We start from the raw sequence: 21,609 nt of genomic DNA, 5'->3' as shown, positions 1-21,609 counted from the left end.
AAAGCCATCGGAAAGGCTATTAATGATCAATTACATAAAGTTGCATTGACCTTTTCTTTAAAGTGGATGAAGCAAGCGGTGAAAAATAAATTTTTTCACTTGTAATCACTAAAGACTTAAAATGATTTTTTGAGAGATTTTCAGTATGTTTATCATTTTTCTGAAGAAATTCTGTTATAAATTCGGATGAATGAGCACTTTCCTTATCAAGGATTGCTATAATGTCCTTAGTTTTTACTAAAACTTCTTCTCCAATATGAATATACATTCGGGTCACCTCACTTGACTTTACTAATACATCCAGAATCCACTGTAAAAGTTGCCGCTTCTTTAAGTGTTTGGTGATCAATTCCCTCAACACTTGTTGTAGTAACAAAGGTTTGAACTTTACCTTGTATCGTATTTAATAAATGCGATTGCCTGTAATCATCTAATTCAGATAAAACATCATCTAAAAGTAGAATAGGATATTCTTTTATCTCTGAATGGATTAGTTCGATTTCGGCTAATTTAATAGATAAAGCCGTTGTTCGTTGCTGACCTTGCGAACCAAATGTTTGTACATCTCTGCCATTGACATAGAAAAGCAAGTCGTCACGTTGTGGACCAAATAGAGTCGCACCTCGTTCAACTTCTCGTTTCCTCACTTTAGCAAATTTATCTTCAAATCTTTCTATCATTTTCGACAATTCTTGTTGTTCTGATACTTCGACAGATGGTTTATATTCGATTTTCAATGTTTCGAGGCCCCTAGATATCCCTGCATGAATCGGTTTAGCCCATTTTTCAAGAAGGTCAATAAATTCAAAACGCTTCGAAACAATTTTAGCAGCAACGTTAATAAATTGATCTGTCAATATTTCTAACATCGCTTCATCACTTTGCTTATGAATCTGCATCATTTTTAAATAGTGATTCCGCTGTTGTAGTATTTTTTGGAATTGACTCATATCATGTAAGTAAATAGGAGAGACTTGCCCAATTTCCATATCTATAAATCGGCGCCTTATTTGTGGACTACCTTTCACAAGGTGGAGATCTTCAGGCGCAAACATGACTACATTCATATTTCCTACATATTGGCTTAACTTACGTTGTTCAATATGATTGAATTTCGCCTTTTTGCCTTTTTTGGATATGACTAGTTGCATTGGTAATGAGCCATGGCTTTTTTGAAGCCTACCTTCTATTTTAGCATATTCCTGGTCCCAACGAATTAAATCTTTATCATTTGTTGTTCGATGTGATTTTGCCATCGCTAAAACATAAATAGATTCCATGACATTTGTCTTACCTTGTGCATTTTCCCCAAGGATGACATTCACTTTATTTTCAAATTCAATTTGTAAATTTTCATAATTACGGTAATCTTGTAAAACTAAATGCTCAATATACATGAAATTGACGTCCTTTAGTTATCAATGACATATTCCCCAAACCCTGGAACATTAATATGGTCCCCGCTTCGAAGTTTTCTACCTCTTCGCTGATCTTGTTCACCGTTAATAAACACTTCATTTTCTTGTAAAAACCACTTTGCCATACCACCTGATTGAATCAATTCAGCCAATTTTAAAAACTGACCTAAAGTAATGTAATCAGTATCAATTTTTATTTGTTGGTTCATGGTTAATTTCACCCATTTCCAATTTTATACAATATAGTTACTAATACCAATTAAGATAAAAATGGCATCTTTAATTTTTTTAACATCTAATACTTTATTTTATCAATTAACTAGTTAATACACAAAGGAAAGCTGAAAAATTTATTTTGTGCGATTAATAAAAGAAAAAGGCTGCCTTTCATATGAGGCAGCCTCTATATTTAATAGGTTCTTACTGGAAGAATTAATTGTAGGATACTTTCATCATGAAGTGGTCTCATGAAAAATGGTCTCATTGCTCCAGTAAAACTTATTTGAACTTCTGTACCTTCTAATGCTTTTAATGCATCCATCATATATTTAGCACTGAAAGAAATTTTAAGTTCTTCGCCTTCTATAGATTGACCTTGAACTTCTTCCACTACTTTTCCGATTTCAGGTGTATTGGAGGAAATTTCAATAATTCCATTTGGGAGTGTTGAGAATTTAACCACATTATTTCTACCATCTCTAGCTAATAAAGAGGCACGATCAATGGCTTGTAAAAATTCCTTCGTATTGACAACAATATCCGTTTTACTTTCTGTCGGAATAAGACGAGAAGTATCTGGGTAGTTACCTTCCAAAAGTCTTGAATAAAATAATAAATGTTTTGCTTTAAAAAGTACTTGATTCTCTGTAATAACAATTTCAACAAAATCATTATGATCATCAAGAATTTTACTTAATTCATTTAAGCTTTTCCCAGGAATCACGACATTATATTGATCATTATTTTCTGTCTCAATTTTTGCTTTACGAAATGCCAGGCGATGACTATCTGTTGCAATACAGGTTAGATCTCCTTGTTCCACCTTCCAGTTTACACCTGTCAACACGGGGCGTGTTTCTGACGTGGACACTGCAAAAACTGTTTGTCGAACCATTGCTTTTAATAGATCGGTTGGTACACGGAAAATATTTTCTTCTGATAATTGAGGAAGCAGTGGATATTCCTCAGCATCAAGTCCATTTAAGTGAAATTCAGATTTTCCAGAACGAATGACTGTTTGAAGATGGTTTTCTACTTCAATTTCAACTGTATCCTTTGGCAGCTTTTTTACGATTTCACTAAAAAATCGAGCTTGTAAAACGATTGAACCCTGTTGTTTTATTTCAACAATTTCATCTCCAGATTCCTCTTTTGGAATGAAAGATTCAATTGAAATATCAGAATCACTACCTGTTAGTGTGACACCTTCGTTAGTAGCAACTATTTTTATTCCAGTTAGAATGGGAATCGTTGTTCTTGTAGAAACAGCCTTCATGACATCGAGAACACTTTGAACTAAGCGATCTCTTTGGATAATAAATTTCATTTTTTATCCTCCTTATGGAATATTCTTTTGGTCATTTACATATATTAATATGTTTTAAAAATATAGTAGAAGTACTAGTAGGGCCTGTTAGTATGTGGATAACTAACATAAGGTGAATAAAACACAGTCTATCCACATGTGGACAGACTGTGTGCAAGTAATAGAAAGTTATACACAAAAAAGCTAGACTTTCAGGATATCTTTTATTTCTTTTAATTGCTTTTCTAGCTGAGAATCGGATTGAAGTAATTTAGAAATTTTCTCATGGGCATGAATCACTGTCGTGTGATCTCTTCCTCCAAATTCTTCTCCGATTTTTGGTAAGGAGTAATCTGTTAATTCTCTTGATAGATACATAGCAATTTGACGAGGGAAAGCTACTGATTTTGTTCGCTTTTTCGCCTTGAAATCTTCTAATTTTATATTATAGTTTTGTCCAACTACTTTTTGGATATCCAAAATGGTAATCACTTTTGGTTTTGAGCTAGGAATAATATCCTTTAAAGCTTCAGCAGCTAGATCTGCATTAATATCTTTATTAATTAATGAAGAGTAGGCAACTACTCGGATTAGTGCCCCTTCAAGTTCCCTAATATTTGTATCGATTTGATTTGCTATATACAACATCACTTCATTAGGAATATCTAAACCTTCAGCTTTTGCTTTTTTTCTTAGGATGGCAATCCTTGTTTCCAAGTCTGGTGGAGTTATGTCAGTAATTAACCCCCACTCAAATCTGGATCGCAAACGATCTTCCAATGTTGGGATTTCTCTAGGTGGACGATCACTAGAGATAATAATTTGTTTACTTTCTTCATGTAAGGTATTAAAAGTATGGAAAAATTCCTCTTGTGTTGACTCTTTACCTGCTAAAAATTGGATATCGTCAATAAGTAAGACATCGACATTACGATATTTATTGCGAAATTCAATCGCTTTGTTGTCACGGATGGAATTAATGAATTCATTTGTGAATTTTTCTGATGATAAATAAACAACCTTCGCTTTCGGGTTGTGATCTAATACATAATGACCAATAGCATGCATTAAATGGGTTTTCCCAAGACCTACTCCTCCATAAATAAATAATGGGTTATAAGCCTTAGCTGGTGCTTCCGCAACTGCTAATGAAGCAGCATGTGCAAATCGATTGCCAGATCCAATAACAAAGGTATCGAAGGTATACTTTGCATTTAATATATTTTGGGAATATTCAACGGGTTCTTCTTCCTTTTTTGACTTCTTTTGAGGAGCTGGAAAGTCGAGTTCTTCCTCATTTTGATTTTGTGGAATGATAAACTTTATCTCAAGCTCTTCGCCAGTAATCTCAGCTAAAATACTAGAAATTAAATGGGAGTATCGTTCTTCGAGCCAGTCGCGTGCAAATTCATTTGGAGCAGTAATGACTAGTAAATCTCCTTGAAGGGAATGAGCTTTTGTTGATTTTAGCCATGTATCAAAGCTCGGTTTGCTAATCTTTTTTTCAATATTACTTAGGACAGCATTCCAAAGATCCGCAATATTTTTCAAACATTTCCCTCCTTTATACAAAAAAAATTTCCAATTGCATACTTATTCATCTGTATACAATGGGATTTAATAAATATTCATAACAATTCATGTGGATAAACATATATATAGGAAACAAGTAGATATTTCGACAATACCCACGACTTGTGGACAAAGTTTTACATTGTACGAGAATAACATGTCCACAGGTTATCCACAATCTGTGGATAATGAAACTAACGGAAAAATTTATCCAGAGTGAAAACACATTAATAATATCAAATAATATGCTGAGGTGCAATGGTTTTTCATACTTTATCCACAAGTCCCAATTCCTATGGATAAAAATTGTCCACAACACCTTTTCTTGTGAAAAACCTGTCAATATCATCTGTGGATATTAAAAAAGATGTCGAAAATTATCCACAAAACCCGAAAAGCGGAGGAGGCTTGTCGCCCCTAGCCGCTGGAGCTAGACACCCCCGAAAAGTGGAGCCGACTGTACTGCCCTGACAAGCGGAGGCGCTTGCTCATGAGTAACAAGCAAAAGACGTGTATCGATGTTCTCTTTTCTTCTAAACAATACTTAGATCTAAGTTTTCTATATTAAATTGAGTTAAATTTAAAAATAAAATAAACGGAAATTGTTGGTATCCATTAGAAACCTTACTCTTCTGGTTGACAATTTTCCTATTAGGTTTATATAATAGGAAAGACTGTCTGAACAGTAAATCCTCAGGGAGGTGTCATAGATGAAAAGAACATATCAACCAAATAAACGTAAACATAGCAAAGTTCACGGTTTCCGTGCGCGCATGAGCAGTGCAAATGGACGTAAAGTTCTAGCACGCCGTCGTCAAAGAGGAAGAAAAGTATTATCTGCTTAGGCCACTGAAATGTCTCAGTGGTCTTTTTTCTAATATTTATTTATTTTAATGGACGTTAAATCCCATGTTCTAAGCATTAGTCTTTTGGTAAAACTATTATTTAGTGAGAAAAAGCTTAGAAATTGCAGGTGTATACATATGAAAAAGAGTTTTCGAATCAAAAAAAATGCAGAATTTCAAGAGGTATTCAAAAAAGGTAGGTCAGTTGCAAATCGCCAGTTTGTTGTGTATTCCTTAAAAAAACCTGATCAGGCCAATTACCGAATTGGTTTATCTGTAAGTAAAAAAATTGGGAATGCCGTAACGCGTAACCAAATTAAAAGATATTTACGACAAACCTTTCTTGAGCTTACAGATCAAATACATAAAGATGTGGAGCTCATTATTATTGCTAGAAAACCTGCAGCAACGATGGGTTTTGCAGAAATAAAGAGCAGTATGATCCATGTATTAAGATTGGCTAAAGTATTAGAAAAAAAATCCGAAGTTGAGAAGAATCAAGGGTAGATTTTTCTTTTTATTCAAACCACTTGCTGGTAAAATACTCTTGTACAATATTTAGGAATAAAATCAATTTTATACCATAATGGACAAGTCTTATTCTTGTACTGTTATGAAACGATAAATCAACAAGTAGGGGGAATTAAGATTTGAAGAAAAGAATATTTCTTGTGATTGGCCTCATCTCGATCATGTTATTTTTATCGGGGTGTACGGAAGTGAAAAAGCCAATTACAGCGGAAAGTACTGGATTTTGGAATGAGTATATTGTCTATCCTTTATCTTGGTTTATTGTAAAAGTAGCGGAGACTGCCTGGGGAAGTTTTGGATTATCAATTATTTTAGTAACTATATTGATACGCTTAGTTTTATTACCATTAATGATAAAACAAACGAAAAGTTCAAAGGCGATGCAAGCGATACAGCCAGAGATGGCAGCTTTAAAAGAGAAATACAGTTCAAAAGATCAAAAGACACAACAAAAGCTCCAACAAGAGACAATGGCTTTATTTCAAAAACATGGTGTAAATCCATTAGCTGGATGTTTCCCGTTAATCATTCAAATGCCGATTTTAATTGGCTTCTATCATGCAATATCGAGAACACGAGAAATTGCCCAACATAATTTTCTATGGTTTGACCTTGGTTCTCCAGATCCGTACTATATTTTACCTCTAGTTGCAGGGGCGACAACTTTTATTCAACAAAAAATGATGATGGCTGGTACTGCTAATCAAAATCCACAAATGGCAATGATGCTTTGGATGATGCCAATTATGATCATTGTTTTTGCCATCAATTTCCCTGCTGCATTATCATTATATTGGGTTGTTGGTAATATCTTTATGATTGTACAAACTTATTTCATTAAAGGGCCGGACTTAAGAAAAGAAACTGCTACCGGCAATGCGGGAGGAGCAAAAAAGTGAAACAAGTAACTGCTACAGGGCAAAATGTCAATGACGCAGTAGAATCAGCTTTAGCTCAACTTAATACAACAAAAGACCGCGCAGAAATTTCTATTATTGATGAAGGTAAGAAAGGTATTTTCGGCATATTTGGATCTCGTCCTGCTGTTGTTAAAGTCACATTAAAGGTTGATCCAATCGAAGAGGCTAAGAATTTTATCATCAGCATTAGTGAACAAATGGGAGTTCCAATTCAAATTAACATCACACAAGAGGGTAAGAATGTATTTTTTGACCTTTCGGGTGAAAAAATTGCTCTCTTAATTGGAAAAAGAGGTCAAACCCTTAATTCGTTACAGTATTTAACTCAATTGGTGATCAATCGTTTTGCAGATCAATATTTAACAATTACTTTAGATGCTGAAGATTATCGAAAAAGAAGAAACGATACTCTTGTTCAACTCGCTGAAAGACTTGCTATTAAGGCCATTAAAACAGGACAAAATGTTGCTCTGGAACCAATGCCTTCATATGAGCGAAAAGTAATCCATACGGCTTTAGTCGATAATAGACGAGTAAAGACGTTTTCTGATGGATCAGAACCACATAGATATATTGTGATTACTCCAGTGAAATAACTTAAGTAAAAGGCTCCCACTAAAATGGGAAGCCTTTTTTTTGTGGTCTTTTTCAAGAGGTTAAAAAAGTATACCTTTTTTTGACTTCGAAAATTGCCCAGCGCAAGCGTGCTAGCCCCGCGATTTTCTTAGTTTGATTGTTTGTTGTTATTCACATGTGGATAAGTTAAAATAAAGCAGGCTGAATAAAAAAATGTGGATAATAATTTCGGATAAAGTTATTAACATTTATATAAAAACTTTGATAGTTAGAACGGAAAGTAGGTGAATCATTTGGATTTTGATACGATCGCGGCGATTTCTACTCCGATGGGGGAAGGGGCTATTGCTATTGTAAGATTAAGTGGAGATCAGGCCATTGCCATTTCGGATAAATTGTTTCGTGGTGTTGCTGGTAAAAGATTAATGGATGTTTCCACTCATACGATCCATTATGGACATTTAGTTGATCCAAAGACCGATATGGTTGCGGAAGAAGTGATGGTTTCCGTCATGAAGGGTCCAAAAACCTTTACAAAAGAAGATGTAGTCGAAATCAATTGCCACGGAGGACTAGTATCTGTCAATCGCGTATTACAACTTATATTAAATAATGGAGCTAGATTGGCTGAACCAGGTGAGTTCACAAAACGTGCTTTTTTAAATGGACGTATAGACCTCTCCCAAGCCGAGGCTGTAATGGATTTAATTCGAGCAAAGACGGATCGGGCAATGAGCGTTGCTTTAGGTCAAATGGAAGGGCGACTTTCTAGATTAATTCAGAAATTAAGGCAAGAAATTTTAGAAACATTGGCTCATGTAGAAGTAAATATTGATTATCCTGAGTATGACGACGTTGAAGAGATGACACATCAACTTCTAATAGATAAAGCGAAATATGTTCAATCGGAATTGAAAAAGTTATTACAAACGTCGCAACAAGGGAAAATATTAAGAGAAGGTTTGTCTACGGTAATTGTTGGCCGTCCGAATGTTGGAAAATCATCACTCTTAAATAGCCTTGTTCACGAAAATAAAGCGATTGTCACGGATATTCCTGGAACAACTCGGGATGTAATCGAAGAGTATGTAAATGTTAGAGGAGTACCATTAAAATTATTGGATACAGCTGGAATTCGTGAAACGGAAGATATCGTGGAACGAATCGGGGTGGAAAAGTCTCGTCAAGTGTTAAAAGAAGCGGATTTAATATTATTAGTGTTAAATTATTCTGATGACCTAACAGTTGAAGACGAGAATATTTTTAAAGCTGTTGAAGGAATGGACGTTATTGTTATTATTAATAAAATGGATCTCCCAGGGAAGATCCAAATGGACCGTGTGGAGGACTTAGCGGAAGGTCATAAGATTATTCAAACATCGCTGTTGGAAGAACGTGGGGTAGATGAGCTAGAAGAAGCAATTGCTCAACTTTTCTTTGAAGGGTCGATTGAAGCAGGCGATATGACCTATGTATCGAATAGTCGCCACATTGCGTTAATTAACCAAGCACTTTATACCATTGAGGATGCAATCCAAGGGGTAGAATCAGGTACTCCCATTGATATTGTCCAAATTGATTATACAAGAACATGGGAATTGTTAGGGGAAATTATCGGAGAAAGTGTCCATGAAAGCTTAATCGATCAATTATTCTCGCAGTTCTGTTTAGGGAAATAAGAAAAGCGAAGGCGGCTTGTTTAGCTCTGAAAGCTAGACAAGTCAGAAAGTTAGTTTTACAGGAGGTTAAAACATGCATTACGAGGCTGGGAATTATGATGTCATCGTTATAGGTGCTGGACATGCGGGAAGTGAAGCGGGCCTTGCAGCAGCACGTATAGGTGCTAAGACATTAGTTTTAACAATCAACTTAGATATGGTCGCCTTTATGCCATGTAACCCATCTGTTGGGGGACCAGCTAAAGGGATTGTTGTTAGGGAGATTGATGCCCTAGGTGGAGAAATGGGCCGAAATATTGATAAAACTTACATTCAAATGAGAATGTTGAATACAGGGAAAGGTCCAGCTGTCCGTGCATTAAGGGCTCAGGCCGATAAATTTTCATATCAGCATGAAATGAAGAAAACGATTGAAAATGAACCTAATTTAACTTTACTTCAAGGAATGGTTGAGCAACTACTTGTTGAAGATGGGGTTTGTCGCGGAGTGATTACGCAAACAGGCGCTATCTATCGATCTAAGTCAGTCGTTATTACAACAGGTACCTTCTTACGTGGGGAAATTATTTTAGGAGATTTAAAATATTCAAGTGGACCTAATAATCAACAGCCGTCCATTAAATTATCTGAGCATCTGGAGGAACTGGGATTTGACCTTGTTCGGTTTAAGACTGGAACTCCTCCTCGAGTTAATAGCCATACGATTGATTATAGTAAAACAGAAATTCAGCCGGGGGATGAAACTCCTAGAGCTTTTTCCTATGAAACAACGAAATACATTACAGATCAACTACCTTGTTGGTTAACGTATACAAATGATCAAACCCATTTATTAATTGATCAAAATTTACATCGTTCTCCTATGTATTCAGGGATGATTAAAGGGACTGGTCCTCGCTATTGCCCGTCAATCGAAGATAAAGTAGTTAGATTTAATGATAAACCTCGTCACCAAATCTTTTTAGAACCTGAAGGTAGAAATACTCAAGAAGTTTATGTCCAAGGACTTTCAACAAGTTTGCCTGAAGAAGTACAACATAAGTTAATCAGGTCGATTTCAGGACTAGAAAATGCACAAATGATGCGAGCAGGCTATGCGATTGAATATGATGCAATTGTTCCAACCCAGCTTTGGCCAACATTAGAAACGAAGAAAATTAAAAACCTTTATACCGCTGGTCAAATTAATGGAACATCTGGCTATGAAGAAGCGGCTGGTCAGGGCTTAATGGCAGGAATGAATGCAGCATTAAAGGCCCTTGGCAAAGAAGAAGTCATTTTAAGTCGATCAGATGCGTATATTGGGGTGCTTATTGATGATTTAGTCACTAAAGGGACAAATGAACCTTACCGTTTGTTAACATCAAGAGCAGAATACCGTTTACTGCTGCGTCATGACAATGCTGATTTAAGATTAACCGAAATTGGTCATAAAGTAGGTCTTATTCCAGATGAACGGATGAATCGATTCTTATCGAAAAAAGAAGCAATTAGTGCCGAAAAGGAACGATTGCAGTCCATCATCTTAAAACCATCCGGAGAAGTACAAGAACTAATTAAACAAATGGGCGGAAGTGAATTGAAGGATGGGATCCGTGCGTCGGATTTATTAAAACGTCCGGAAATGAACTATAGCCATATTGATCAATTGATACCATCTGAAATTAATCTTCATGAGGATGTTAAAGAACAAGTGGAGATTCAAATTAAATATGAGGGATATATTGAAAAATCTTTGCAGCAAGTAGAAAGATTGAAAAAGATGGAAAACAAAAAAATCCCCGAAAATATTGATTATGATGCTATATCTAGCTTGGCGAACGAGGCACGCCAAAAATTGAAGGAAGTTAGGCCGATTTCACTTGCTCAGGCTTCGCGTATCTCTGGAGTGAATCCCGCTGATATATCCATTATGTTGATTTACCTAGAACAAGGACGAATTGCAAAAATAGACAATGCCTGAATCATAAGAAAAAGGATGGCCGAAAATGATTGTAGAACAATTTCAACAAATGTTAGCGGAAAAGGGAGTTACTCTTACCTCTCATCAACTAAAACAATATGAGCTTTATTATGAAACACTTGTGGAATGGAATGAAAAAATGAATTTAACTGCTATCACCGAAAAAGGGGAAGTGTATTTAAAGCATTTTTTTGATTCCATTACTGCAGGATTTTATTATGACTTTTCAAAACCATTAACCGTTTGTGATGTAGGAGCGGGTGCAGGGTTCCCAAGTATCCCGATAAAAATAGCCTTTCCTAATATCCATGTGACGATCGTTGATTCTTTAAATAAGCGAATCACCTTTTTAGAACATCTAGCAAAGGTTTTACAGTTGGATCATGTTCGCTTTGTTCATGACCGTGCGGAAACCTTTGGACAAAATAAGGAATATCGTGAACAATTTGATATCGTTACAGCGAGGGCTGTTGCTAGGCTTTCCGTATTAAGTGAGCTTTGTCTGCCCCTCGTGAAAAAAGGTGGACAATTTATTGCGATGAAAGCAGCGAGTGCCGAAGATGAGTTGAAAACGGCTCAAAAAGCCATTCAAACATTTGGTGGAAAATTGGTGAAGCAGGAATCCTTTTTACTTCCACTTGAAAATAGTGAACGAACAATTATTTTTATTCAAAAGGAAAAGAATACGCCTAAACAATATCCGAGAAAACCTGGGACGCCTAATAAAACACCAATTGAATGATGATTTTTTAGAAAGCAACAATAAATGGGGATTACAATTTTTTCGGATTCATGCTAATTTTGATTTAATCTGTTTATTTAGGCAGGATAATGTCATTTTTATAAAGAATATGTATTATGGGAGTTTCGTAAAGGTGGTGTAGGGTGATGAAAAATTCTTTTTCACGCTTTTTTGGCCTCGGCGAAAAGGGAGAACAAGCTACTGTTGAAAAACAAGAGGTTCATAATTTGGAATTGACCATGGAGCAGCAGGAACCACAAGAAGAATATGAAGAGATTCGTAAAGTTCCTATTGGAAGTATTGTTCCCAATCGTTTTCAACCACGTACCGTGTTTGATGATGAAAAGATTGAGGAGCTTTCTAGAACGATTCACACTCATGGGATTATTCAACCGATTGTTGTTCGAGAGCTGGGAAAAGATCAATTTGAAATAATTGCTGGGGAGCGTCGTTGGCGTGCAATGAATCGACTTGGTTGGGAAGAAGTACCAGCCATTGTGAAAAATTTAAGCGATACCGAAACGGCTTCTGTTGCGCTTATTGAAAACCTTCAACGTGAGGAATTATCGCCAATCGAAGAAGCCATTGCGTATGGAAAGCTATTGGAGCTTCATAACTTAACACAAGAAGCACTAGCTCAAAGATTAGGAAAAGGGCAGTCAACGGTTGCTAATAAATTACGTCTGTTAAAGTTACCACAGGATGTTCAGGATGCATTGTTAAATAAATCAATTACAGAAAGACATGCTCGCTCGCTTATACCTCTTAAAAATCCAGAGTGGCAAGTTAAGTTACTAGAAGAAATAATTGCAAAAAATTTAAATGTAAAGCAAACGGAAGACCGTGTCGTTAAACTGCTTGAACAACATCATTCTAAACCAAAGCCAAAACGTAAGGCTTTTAGTAAAGATATGCGCATTGCGGTGAATACGATACGTCAATCCTTAACTATGGTTTCTGATAGTGGAATTGACTTAAATGCAGATGAAGAAGAATTTGATGAATACTATCAATTTACGATTCGAATTCCAAAGAAAAAATAAACTTATCATTTACAGTGAGAAACTAGATTTCACGTTAGTTGCTCACTGTTTTTTTATGGATGTTCCATGAAACGATAAGAATTTAAGATTATTTTTTAGTGAAAAAAACATTAATAAAGATCGTTTCATGATAAAATAGATTTTATGACTGTTAGTTTCTTGGAAAATAAGATTTATTGAGTGAAGGTAGGTGACGTCGTGGGGAAAATTTTAGCGATTGCCAATCAAAAAGGTGGAGTTGGTAAAACAACAACTTCTGTTAACCTAGGGGCCTGCTTAGCATATATCGGTAAGAAGGTATTATTAGTAGATGTAGATCCACAAGGAAATGCGACAAGTGGGATTGGCATAGAAAAATCTGCTGTGAACCAATGTATTTATGATGTATTAGTCGATGATGTGGAGGCGAAAGAGGTTATTTTGCCAGCATCAGTTGAAAATTTATATGTTTTGCCTGCTACGATTCAATTAGCGGGTGCTGAAATTGAATTAGTTCCAACTATTTCAAGAGAAGTGCGTTTGAAACGTGCTCTAGAAGAGGTCAAGGACCAGTTTGATTATATAATTATCGATTGTCCCCCCTCATTAGGACTTTTAACTCTTAATGCTTTAACGGCCTCTGATGCTGTACTCATTCCTGTTCAATGTGAGTATTATGCATTGGAAGGGCTTAGCCAGCTTCTCAATACCGTACGATTAGTTCAAAAACATTTAAATCAAGATTTGAAAATTGAAGGTGTACTATTGACGATGCTTGATGCACGAACGAATCTCGGTATTCAGGTAATTGAAGAAGTGAAAAAATATTTCCAGGATAAAGTATATAAAACGATCATTCCCCGCAATATTCGTTTAAGTGAAGCTCCGAGTCATGGGGAACCGATCATTATTTATGATCCAAAGTCTCGTGGAGCAGAAGTATATTTAGACTTGGCAAAGGAAGTGGTTGCTAATGGCTAAAGGTCTAGGGAAGGGTCTTAATGCATTTTTTGCTAATGTTGAGGCAAATAAGGATGAAACGATTGAAGAAATCAGTGTGAAAGAACTTCGTCCAAATCCCTATCAACCGAGAAAGGTTTTTCAACCAGAAGCAATTGAAGAATTAAAAAACTCCATTATTGAACATGGAATATTACAACCAATCATTGTTCGTAAAAGTATAAAAGGCTATGAAATTGTTGCCGGAGAAAGAAGATATCGAGCAGCAAAGGAAGCTAAATTCAGTAAAGTTCCTGCTATAGTACGGGAATTTTCTGAACAACAGATGATGGAATTAGCGGTTTTAGAAAATCTACAGCGTGAGGATTTAACACCAATTGAAGAAGCGGTTGCTTATTACACTTTGATGGACAAGCTTGATTTGACACAAGAAGTGTTAGCTAAACGTCTAGGAAAAAGCCGACCACATATTGCGAATCATGTGCGTTTATTATCATTACCTCAGAAAATACAAGATATGATTTCAACTGGTAAAATCACGATGGGACATGGTCGTACATTATTAAGTTTAAAACAAAAGGATAAAATGGTCGCTCTAGCAGAGAAGGTAATGAAAGATGGCTTAAATGTCCGTCAATTAGAACAAATTATTCAACAAATGAATGAACATGTTCCACGTGAAACAAAAAAGCCAACGAATGAAAAGGATATCTTTATTAAAGAACGTGAAACAGTTCTACGAGAACGTTTTGGAACAACCGTTCATATTAAACAAGCAAAAAATAAAGGAAAAATAGAAATTGAATTTTTCTCTAAAGAAGATTTAGAACGAATCCTTGAAATTCTCGATGAAGAGCAATCTATTTAATGGTCTTCCCTTTAAGAAAAGTTTTCTTAAGGTGTTGGCCTTTTCTTTTTATCCCAACATAACGGTCAGTAAGACCCCCACCTCAGAGATTCAGAGTGAACAAAGAAGATAGGTGGGGGATCAACTGCCCGTAAAGGTCCGATTGGTTCAACTAACCATCAGTAGGGGATGAAGCCCCCCACTGATGGAAGTTTCACTATACATTGGTAACAGGTTAGGTGGATGGAGATATGTTTTTATTAGGGACACTTGTGAATGGATTGTTAATTGTAATCGGTACCTTGTTAGGAAAACTGTTCCATCGTATACCAGAGGGAATGAAGTCCACCGTCATGCATGCAATCGGTCTAGCAGTTATCGTATTAGGGCTACAAATGGGATTTAAAAGTGATAATTTCTTAATTGTCATTATTAGTTTAGCAGTAGGTGCAGTAATTGGAGAGCATTTTGCTCTAGAGGATAAGTTGAACAAGTTGGGAGATTGGTTAGAAGGAAAACTAGGTTCAAGTAGCAAAGGGAGTATTTCTGAAGGCTTTGTAACAGCTACACTTATTTTTGTTATTGGGGCAATGGCGATTATAGGAGCACTAGATAGCGGGATTCGTGGGGATCATGATGTTTTATATACAAAAGCGATTATTGACGGCTTTACTTCTATAATCCTAGCAACTTCTCTTGGAATTGGTGTTATTTTTTCAGCTATCCCGGTTGTTTTATATCAAGGGTTAATTGCTTTATTTGCCACTCAAATCGATCGCTTTATCCCAAGTGCATTAATGGATAGTTTTATATTAGAAATGACAGCCACAGGTGGAGTCATGATTTTTGCCATAGGTTTAAATTTAACTGGAATAATTAAAGTGAAAGTAGCCAATCTGCTACCAGGCATTTTAGTAACAGGAATCATCGTAACGGTTATTTATTTTTATCAACAAATATAAGAAAAGCGCGGGGCGCCTTGAGGGGCTAGGACGCTTGCGCTAGACATTTTTCGAAATCCGAAAATATTATACTTTCTTATCTATTTAAAAAGAGTCAGGTCATCCTGACTCTTTTTAAATAGTTTCTTCTTTCTTAGTAAAGAATGTATTCCATTCAGCCTTTTTAGCCTTATATTGGGTACTAGCTTGATAAATTCCATTTGAAATGGTTTTAGCCATTTTTAATACTAGATTTAATCTCGTATTTTGCAAAACGAAGAACTCCATAAATCCACTTACATTGACGATTCCAGTAAGATGAATATCACCGACCGGTGGTAGTTCTTTATTTACACCTGCACCTGGCTTTACAGGACCATCAGCAAGTTGAATCGCTCCTACACTTTTTAGTTTCCCTAGACAAGCATCGATTCCAATAATAAACGGGTAGAAATGCTTTTGTTTAATTTCTTTTAGTTTTTCCTCAAGATTCACAGCATGAATCGGGTCATCCAATGTTCCATAAACGTAGAATGGGCTTGGCCCCTTTTCTTCGAGTAGTGTCCCAACCATTGGACCTAATGAATCACCAGTTGATCGGTCTGTTCCAATACAGACAAAGACGATTGGACGGATCGTATGAGGTGGAAACATATCTAAAAGCTCTTTTGCTAACAATTGAACAGCTTCTTCGTCATCATGGAAAACTTTAATTCCACCTCGCCTATCAAAAAAGCTTGGTTTTAGATTCATGTAGTCCACTCCTTTAAAATTCCTGCCATATAATGCTAAGTAGTAACAGTATACGGACGAATATGGGAATCTATACATGAGACTGTCTATTTATTTCAGTAACTATTATTTTTTACAAAAAAAAGGCTGAAAAAGATGATAAGATGGAAACATTAAATGATATAGAGTAAATTGAAAAGAAGGTGTTACTATGGATTATTTTATAGAAAAGTACAATCAATTCATGTTGAAAATTATGAATGAAGCTACATGGATAGATCTAGGGCTAATCATTTTAAAAATTATTGTTATCGTAATCTTGACACGTATTGTCATTCGAGTTGGAAAAATAGCCATTCATAACCTATTTAAAGTAAGGACAAAATCACCGCTTAGAACTTCTGAACGTCGTGAAAAAACAGTAATGAAGCTTCTAGAAAACATCCTTACGTATGTTGTTTCGTTTATGTCATTTTTAATGATATTATCTACATTATCAATCGAAGTGAAACCCCTTTTAGCGGGGGCGGGAATTGTCGGTTTAGCTGTTGGGTTTGGTGCCCAAAACTTAGTGAAGGATATTATTACAGGGTTTTTCATTATTTTTGAAGATCAATTTTCAGTTGGTGACCAAGTACGAATTGGTACATTTGAAGGAGTTGTTCAAGAAATTGGTCTTCGAACAACGAAAATAAAGAGCTGGACAGGGGAACTCCATATTCTACCAAATGGAAGTATTGTTCAAGTAACCAATTTTTCCCTACATAATAGTAAGGCTACCATTGATATAAGTATGGCTAATGAAACTGACCTTATTAGGATTGAAGAAGTCATTAGGCAGTTTTTAGATACTTTACCTGAAAAATATGAGGATTTAGTAAAAGTCCCAGAATTATTAGGTGTTCAAGCGTTAGGTGCTTCAGAAACCATTATGAGAATAGCGATTGAAACAAAGCCAATGAAACAAGTGGCTGTCAGTAGAATGGTTAAAAAAGATTTAAAATTATGGTTAGATCAACAGGGATTTGAAATCCAATATCCTTAAAAAAGGGAATCATAGATAAATAAGAAGGGGAATTTGAATGGAGCAAAAAGAGTTTGGTTTAAATGATATTGTTGAAATGAAGAAACCTCATCCATGTGGGATCAATCGCTGGAAAATCATTAGACTCGGAATGGATATTCGAATTAAGTGTGAAGGGTGTGCCCATAGCGTTCTTATTCCGAGAAGAGAGTTTTCACGAAAAATGAAAAAGATATTAGTGAAGCATGAAGACTAACTTCGTGCTTCTTTTTTTATCAAATTTATATTATTCTAGTAAAAAATGAATTTGGAATTGAGGTGTCGGAATTGGCAAAAGTCTATCAATCTTCTTGTTCTTTGAACTGTTGGGATAATTGTGGATTTGAAGTAACGGTGGAAGAAGGAAAAGTGATAAAAGTGGATGGTGCAGCGGATCATCCCATTACGAAGGGGAAAATTTGCGGTCGCGGAAGAATGTTAGAAACGAGGACCAATTCGGAACAGCGCCTTTTATATCCATTAAAAAAGATAAATGGAGCTTTTCAGCAAATTAGCTGGGAGCTTGCATTAGATGAAATTGCTGCTAAGATGCAAAGCAATAAAGACCAATTTGGCTCGACATCGATTCTTCACAGTCATGATTATGCCAATGGAGGTCTTTTAAAAAATATTGATAAGCGATTTTTTAATTGCTTCGGCGGCGTAACGGAACTGATTGGTTCATTATGCTGGGGAGCGGGAATTGAAGCACAAAAATGGGATTTTGGTGATGCATATAGCCATCATCCTGACGATGTACTAAAAAGTAAACATGTTGTTGTTTGGGGAAGAAATGTCGCACGGACAAATATGCACTTTTTCCAAAAACTTCAGGAAGCCAAAAAGCATGGCGCAAAAATCATTGTCATTGATCCTATCTTTAATGCAACAGCAAAAATTGCCCATGATTACATTTCTGTGAAGCCTGGGATGGATGGTCATCTCGCAGCAGGGATTATGAAGGAAATTCTCCAATCGAATCGTGAAGACCGAGAATTTATTGATCGTTATACAAAGGGATTTGAGGACTTAGAAGAACTTCTAAATTCTGTTTCCATGGAGGAGATTATCGAAAAGACAGAAGTTTCGATAGAAAATATTCAAAGGTTAGCTAAGATTTATAGTGATAGACCTACCTCATCATATTTAGGACTTGGAATGCAGCGATACGAAAATGGTGGAAACACTATTCGGTTAATTGATGCTTTAGTTGCGATTAGTGGAAACATTGGAATCGCAGGTGGTGGTGCAAATTACGGAAATCTCCAGGTTGGCCAAAATTTCCACTCTGAAGCTTTTACAATGGAAGAACGTAAACAACAATCACGTCAATTTACGATGATGAAACAAGCTGAAGAGATCCTTAATGCGAAGTTTCCTGAAATAAAAATGGTGTTTGTTACTTGTGGAAATCCTTTAACACAAGTTCCAAATACGGAATTAGTTAAAAGGGCATTTGAATCGGTAGAAACATTGGTGGTCATGGACCAATTTATGACAGATACAGCCAAGCTAGCTGAATATGTGTTACCAGTAACGACCATCTTTGAAGAGGAAGATGTATATTACTCATCTATGTATCATCATTATGTGAATTATGGGCCGAAACTCGTCGATGCACCTGGGGAGGCAAAGTCTGATTTATGGATATGGACTGAACTAGCGAAACGATTAGGTTTCGGAAGTGACTTTGATTTTTCAAGTGAACAGTGGCTTGAATTAGGCTTATCACCTTTGAAGAAGCATGGAATTTCTTTAGCGTATATAAGACAGGCTGGATTTGCTGAACTACCTGTGCAAAAAATTCCCTGGGAAAACTATCAGTTTAAAACGCCAAGTGGGAAGTTTGAATTTACTTCGACCGTTGCAGAGATGAAAGGTTTTAGTGGTAAATTGGAATTAACTCTTCCTAGAGAAACGAAATGGAATAATCCTGAACTTGCTTCAAAATATCCTTATTCCCTACTAACTATTCATCCATTACGTTCCAATCACTCTCAACATTATCATTTATTTCATCCAGAGCCTCGAATAAAGGTTGAGATAGCAATGGATATTGCCGAACAAAAAGGCTTAGTGGATGGTGATGAAGTAAAGGTTTGGAATGAAAGAGGATCAATTACAGGGAAAATTCAAATTATGAAGCAAGCCCATCCTCATACGATTAATATTGATGAAGGAATTTGGAGCCAATTCGGGGGATCTGTCAATGTATTAACGTCAAACCGTGAATCAGATAATGGTTTAGGCAGTACTTTGTATGATTGTCTTGTAAATATAGAAAAAGTAATATAACTATTTGTGAGGGCTACAGTGAAATTCTGTAGCCCTCTTTTAGGTGATTTGTTATACTTTTAGGGAATAGCAAATTTTGTCGAAAAATGGAGAAAAGTTAATAGTGGTGGAGGACTCGAATCGTATGACAATAAAAATGAAACTAATATCTATAATTATGATATTCATTATTACCTTAGTATTCTCCGGTGGTTACTCAATATATTTGTTGAAAAATACCGATAAAACATTTCAAGAGGTACAGGAAGATAAGGATATTCTTGTTCATTTAAAATCAATACAGTATCGAATAACTGGAATCTCAAATGATGAAAGAGCCTATCTCCTAGTTGGTGAGGAGTCGTTACCTGAGCAAATTAAAGAGAAGACTACTGAGATTGAAGAACTTTTTGATGAGATTGAACGTTCAAAGATTGAAAACTCAGATCTTCAAATTATAAAACAAATTAAGTCGAGCCAATCCGAATATTTAGCTGCAAGTAATCGGCTTGTAGAGGAGAAAAGGAATGGAAATGATGATGCGGCTGTGACCATTCATTTTCAAGAACAGAGGGAAATTCGGAAAGAGACATTAGAACCATTGGTAAATAGTCTAATAGCAGAGATTGAAAAAGAAGTTAGTCAAGATAACTTAACAGTAAAAAAGATGCAAACTATAAGAGAAGCGATATTAATTGGAGTTAGTCTAGCTTCTATTTTAGGTGGACTAGTTTGGGCCTTATTAACCATACGATCTATATTGAAGCCATTAAATTTAATGAATAATAAACTTAAGGAAATTTCAGACGGGGAAGGAGATCTTACTCAACATATTCGTTTAGATTCAAAAGATGAACTTAGTCAAATGGCCAAATCATTTAATCAAATGATAGAAAAACTCGCTTCACTTGTCAGACAAATTGGACTTCATGCAGACCAAGTAGCAGCCTCCTCTGAACAGTTAACCGTTAGTGCAGAAGAAACAAGCAAGGCAACGGAACATATTGCTTTAACGGTTCAAGAATTAGATGCTGGAACGACAAAACAGGTCAATAATGCTTCAAATTCTGTAAAAACAGTAAATGGAATTTCTTCTGCTATCCGTCAGGTTGCCATGAATACAGAAAATGTATCGGAAACGGTTATATTAGCTTCCAATCGCGCAGAAGATGGGAACCATTCGATTAAGAAGGTTGTTACACAAATGGATGATATTAATCAAACAGTTGGAGAGCTATCTGACGATATAAAAATGTTAGGTGAACAATCTAATCAAATTGGAAAAATAGTTGAAGTAATTACCTCTATTGCACAACAAACGAATTTATTAGCATTAAACGCCGCCATTGAAGCAGCTAGAGCAGGTGAGAATGGCAAAGGTTTTGCTGTAGTTGCTGATGAAGTTCGAAAGCTTGCTGAGCAATCAGCTCAATCCGCCCAACAGATTTCTGAACTTATTGCATCCATACAAAACAATACGGAAAAGTCTGTTCAATCAATGGAGAAAACAACTGTTAAAATGGACGAAGGATTGCAGCTAGTAACGATTGCTGGAAAATCATTTGATGAAATTCAGCTTTCTGTTCAAGATATTTCTGTACAAATAAAAGAGATCCTATTAGCTTCACAAAAAATGTCTTCAGGGGCAGAACAAATGGTACAATCAGTTAACATCATTACAAATTTATCCGAATCAGCAGCCGCAGGCACTAGAGAAGCATCGGTAGCTACTGAAGAACAGTTAGCATCAATGGAAGAAATTTCAGCAGCAGCAGCTTCTTTATCGCATATGGCAGATGAATTGAAGATGCTAGTTGGGAAATTCAAAGTGTAATTCAAAAGGAGAGTTAATAAAGCAAAGGTGTTCACAACAATCCATGTGAACACCTTTGCTTTTACCCTTGCACACTTATTAATGCTTGTCTTTTTTCAGGCATATCTCTATAATTGTGGAAGGTTATAGAAAAGAGCCGGTAGCTTATTCAGCCATTTGTGGCTG

At 35.9% G+C, this 21,609-nt stretch carries 21 protein-coding genes and 1 pseudogene; 16 read left to right on the top strand and 6 right to left on the bottom strand.

Translation table 11 applies throughout. From position 1 onward, the window contains the following. Positions 1–19: 19 nt before the first annotated feature. The 5 genes from remB to dnaA all read right to left on the bottom strand — a co-directional run bounded on the left by remB (position 20) and on the right by dnaA (position 4,494). Positions 20–268, bottom strand: coding sequence for an extracellular matrix regulator RemB (gene remB / locus ACFSO7_RS06840; protein WP_377876554.1), 249 nt, complete (start codon positions 266–268; stop codon positions 20–22). A gap of 10 nt (positions 269–278) precedes the next feature. Beyond that, the gene (gene recF, locus ACFSO7_RS06835; RefSeq protein ID WP_377876552.1) at positions 279–1,397 is read right to left on the bottom strand and encodes a DNA replication/repair protein RecF; all 1,119 of its coding nucleotides are present in this window, start codon (positions 1,395–1,397) and stop codon (positions 279–281) included. Between the two features lie 14 nt (positions 1,398–1,411). Next, the gene (gene yaaA, locus ACFSO7_RS06830; RefSeq protein ID WP_377876550.1) at positions 1,412–1,627 is read right to left on the bottom strand and encodes a S4 domain-containing protein YaaA; all 216 of its coding nucleotides are present in this window, start codon (positions 1,625–1,627) and stop codon (positions 1,412–1,414) included. A 200-nt stretch (positions 1,628–1,827) separates the two neighbouring features. After that, positions 1,828–2,964 (bottom strand): DNA polymerase III subunit beta, encoded by a 1,137-nt coding sequence (gene dnaN, locus ACFSO7_RS06825; protein ID WP_377876548.1) that lies wholly within the window; start codon positions 2,962–2,964, stop codon positions 1,828–1,830. Between the two features lie 183 nt (positions 2,965–3,147). Beyond that, entirely contained in the window at positions 3,148–4,494 is a 1,347-nt protein-coding gene (gene dnaA, locus ACFSO7_RS06820; RefSeq protein WP_377876546.1) for a chromosomal replication initiator protein DnaA, read from the bottom strand. Between the two features lie 731 nt (positions 4,495–5,225). Between dnaA and rpmH the strand changes: the two genes are divergently transcribed. The 11 genes from rpmH (at position 5,226) to ACFSO7_RS06765 (ending at position 15,562) form a co-directional block, all read left to right on the top strand. Further along, positions 5,226–5,360 (top strand): 50S ribosomal protein L34, encoded by a 135-nt coding sequence (gene rpmH / locus ACFSO7_RS06815; protein WP_377876544.1) that lies wholly within the window; start codon positions 5,226–5,228, stop codon positions 5,358–5,360. Positions 5,361–5,498: 138 nt separating this feature from the next. After that, positions 5,499–5,867, top strand: a complete 369-nt coding sequence (rnpA, locus tag ACFSO7_RS06810) for a ribonuclease P protein component (protein ID WP_377876542.1) — start codon at positions 5,499–5,501, stop codon at positions 5,865–5,867. A gap of 143 nt (positions 5,868–6,010) precedes the next feature. Continuing rightward, positions 6,011–6,790 (top strand): YidC family membrane integrase SpoIIIJ, encoded by a 780-nt coding sequence (gene spoIIIJ / locus ACFSO7_RS06805; RefSeq protein ID WP_377876540.1) that lies wholly within the window; start codon positions 6,011–6,013, stop codon positions 6,788–6,790. Continuing rightward, positions 6,787–7,407: an RNA-binding cell elongation regulator Jag/EloR gene (gene jag, locus ACFSO7_RS06800; RefSeq protein ID WP_377876538.1), complete on the top strand. Its 621-nt coding sequence runs from the start codon at positions 6,787–6,789 to the stop codon at positions 7,405–7,407. Before spoIIIJ ends, jag begins: the two co-directional genes overlap by 4 nt. Positions 7,408–7,680: 273 nt before the next feature. After that, the gene (mnmE, locus tag ACFSO7_RS06795; protein WP_377876536.1) at positions 7,681–9,066 is read left to right on the top strand and encodes a tRNA uridine-5-carboxymethylaminomethyl(34) synthesis GTPase MnmE; all 1,386 of its coding nucleotides are present in this window, start codon (positions 7,681–7,683) and stop codon (positions 9,064–9,066) included. 73 nt (positions 9,067–9,139) lie between these two features. After that, complete coding sequence (gene mnmG / locus ACFSO7_RS06790) at positions 9,140–11,029, top strand: tRNA uridine-5-carboxymethylaminomethyl(34) synthesis enzyme MnmG (protein WP_377876534.1); 1,890 nt, start codon at positions 9,140–9,142, stop codon at positions 11,027–11,029. Positions 11,030–11,054: 25 nt separating this feature from the next. Then, on the top strand, positions 11,055–11,771 hold the full coding sequence (gene rsmG, locus ACFSO7_RS06785) for a 16S rRNA (guanine(527)-N(7))-methyltransferase RsmG (protein WP_377876532.1): 717 nt from the start codon (positions 11,055–11,057) through the stop codon (positions 11,769–11,771). Between the two features lie 239 nt (positions 11,772–12,010). Continuing rightward, on the top strand, positions 12,011–12,814 hold the full coding sequence (gene noc / locus ACFSO7_RS06780; protein ID WP_377876561.1) for a nucleoid occlusion protein: 804 nt from the start codon (positions 12,011–12,013) through the stop codon (positions 12,812–12,814). Positions 12,815–13,012: 198 nt separating this feature from the next. After that, positions 13,013–13,774 carry a ParA family protein gene (locus tag ACFSO7_RS06775; protein WP_377876530.1) on the top strand — a complete coding sequence of 254 codons (762 nt, stop codon included), beginning with the start codon at positions 13,013–13,015 and terminating at the stop codon, positions 13,772–13,774. Further along, positions 13,767–14,621, top strand: coding sequence for a ParB/RepB/Spo0J family partition protein (locus tag ACFSO7_RS06770; RefSeq protein WP_377876528.1), 855 nt, complete (start codon positions 13,767–13,769; stop codon positions 14,619–14,621). Before ACFSO7_RS06775 ends, ACFSO7_RS06770 begins: the two co-directional genes overlap by 8 nt. Positions 14,622–14,851: 230 nt before the next feature. Beyond that, positions 14,852–15,562 carry a DUF554 domain-containing protein gene (locus ACFSO7_RS06765; protein ID WP_377876526.1) on the top strand — a complete coding sequence of 237 codons (711 nt, stop codon included), beginning with the start codon at positions 14,852–14,854 and terminating at the stop codon, positions 15,560–15,562. Positions 15,563–15,676: 114 nt separating this feature from the next. On the opposite strand, the gene yyaC is transcribed toward ACFSO7_RS06765, so the two are convergent. Then, the gene (gene yyaC / locus ACFSO7_RS06760; RefSeq protein WP_377876524.1) at positions 15,677–16,294 is read right to left on the bottom strand and encodes a spore protease YyaC; all 618 of its coding nucleotides are present in this window, start codon (positions 16,292–16,294) and stop codon (positions 15,677–15,679) included. A 190-nt stretch (positions 16,295–16,484) separates the two neighbouring features. Between yyaC and ACFSO7_RS06755 the strand changes: the two genes are divergently transcribed. The 5 genes and pseudogenes from ACFSO7_RS06755 (at position 16,485) to ACFSO7_RS06735 (ending at position 21,444) form a co-directional block, all read left to right on the top strand. Further along, positions 16,485–17,318, top strand: coding sequence for a mechanosensitive ion channel family protein (locus ACFSO7_RS06755; protein ID WP_377876522.1), 834 nt, complete (start codon positions 16,485–16,487; stop codon positions 17,316–17,318). A gap of 37 nt (positions 17,319–17,355) precedes the next feature. Beyond that, on the top strand, positions 17,356–17,553 hold the full coding sequence (locus ACFSO7_RS06750) for a DUF951 domain-containing protein (protein ID WP_377876520.1): 198 nt from the start codon (positions 17,356–17,358) through the stop codon (positions 17,551–17,553). A gap of 71 nt (positions 17,554–17,624) precedes the next feature. Then, positions 17,625–19,631, top strand: a complete 2,007-nt coding sequence (locus ACFSO7_RS06745) for a molybdopterin-dependent oxidoreductase (protein WP_377876518.1) — start codon at positions 17,625–17,627, stop codon at positions 19,629–19,631. Positions 19,632–19,755: 124 nt separating this feature from the next. Next, a pseudogene (locus ACFSO7_RS06740) lies at positions 19,756–20,499 on the top strand (HAMP domain-containing protein); the annotation flags it as partial. Next, positions 20,476–21,444, top strand: coding sequence for a methyl-accepting chemotaxis protein (locus ACFSO7_RS06735; RefSeq protein WP_377876560.1), 969 nt, complete (start codon positions 20,476–20,478; stop codon positions 21,442–21,444). The pseudogene ACFSO7_RS06740 and the gene ACFSO7_RS06735, both read left to right, overlap by 24 nt. Positions 21,445–21,609: the final 165 nt, after the last annotated feature.

Origin of the sequence: Bacillus sp. CGMCC 1.16607 (assembly GCF_042683745.1) — a bacterium.
Classification (GTDB): Bacteria; Bacillota; Bacilli; order Bacillales; family Cytobacillaceae; genus Pseudoneobacillus.
Note: the sequence above shows the minus strand (reverse complement) of the source record. Positions and strands in the feature narration are given on the sequence as shown.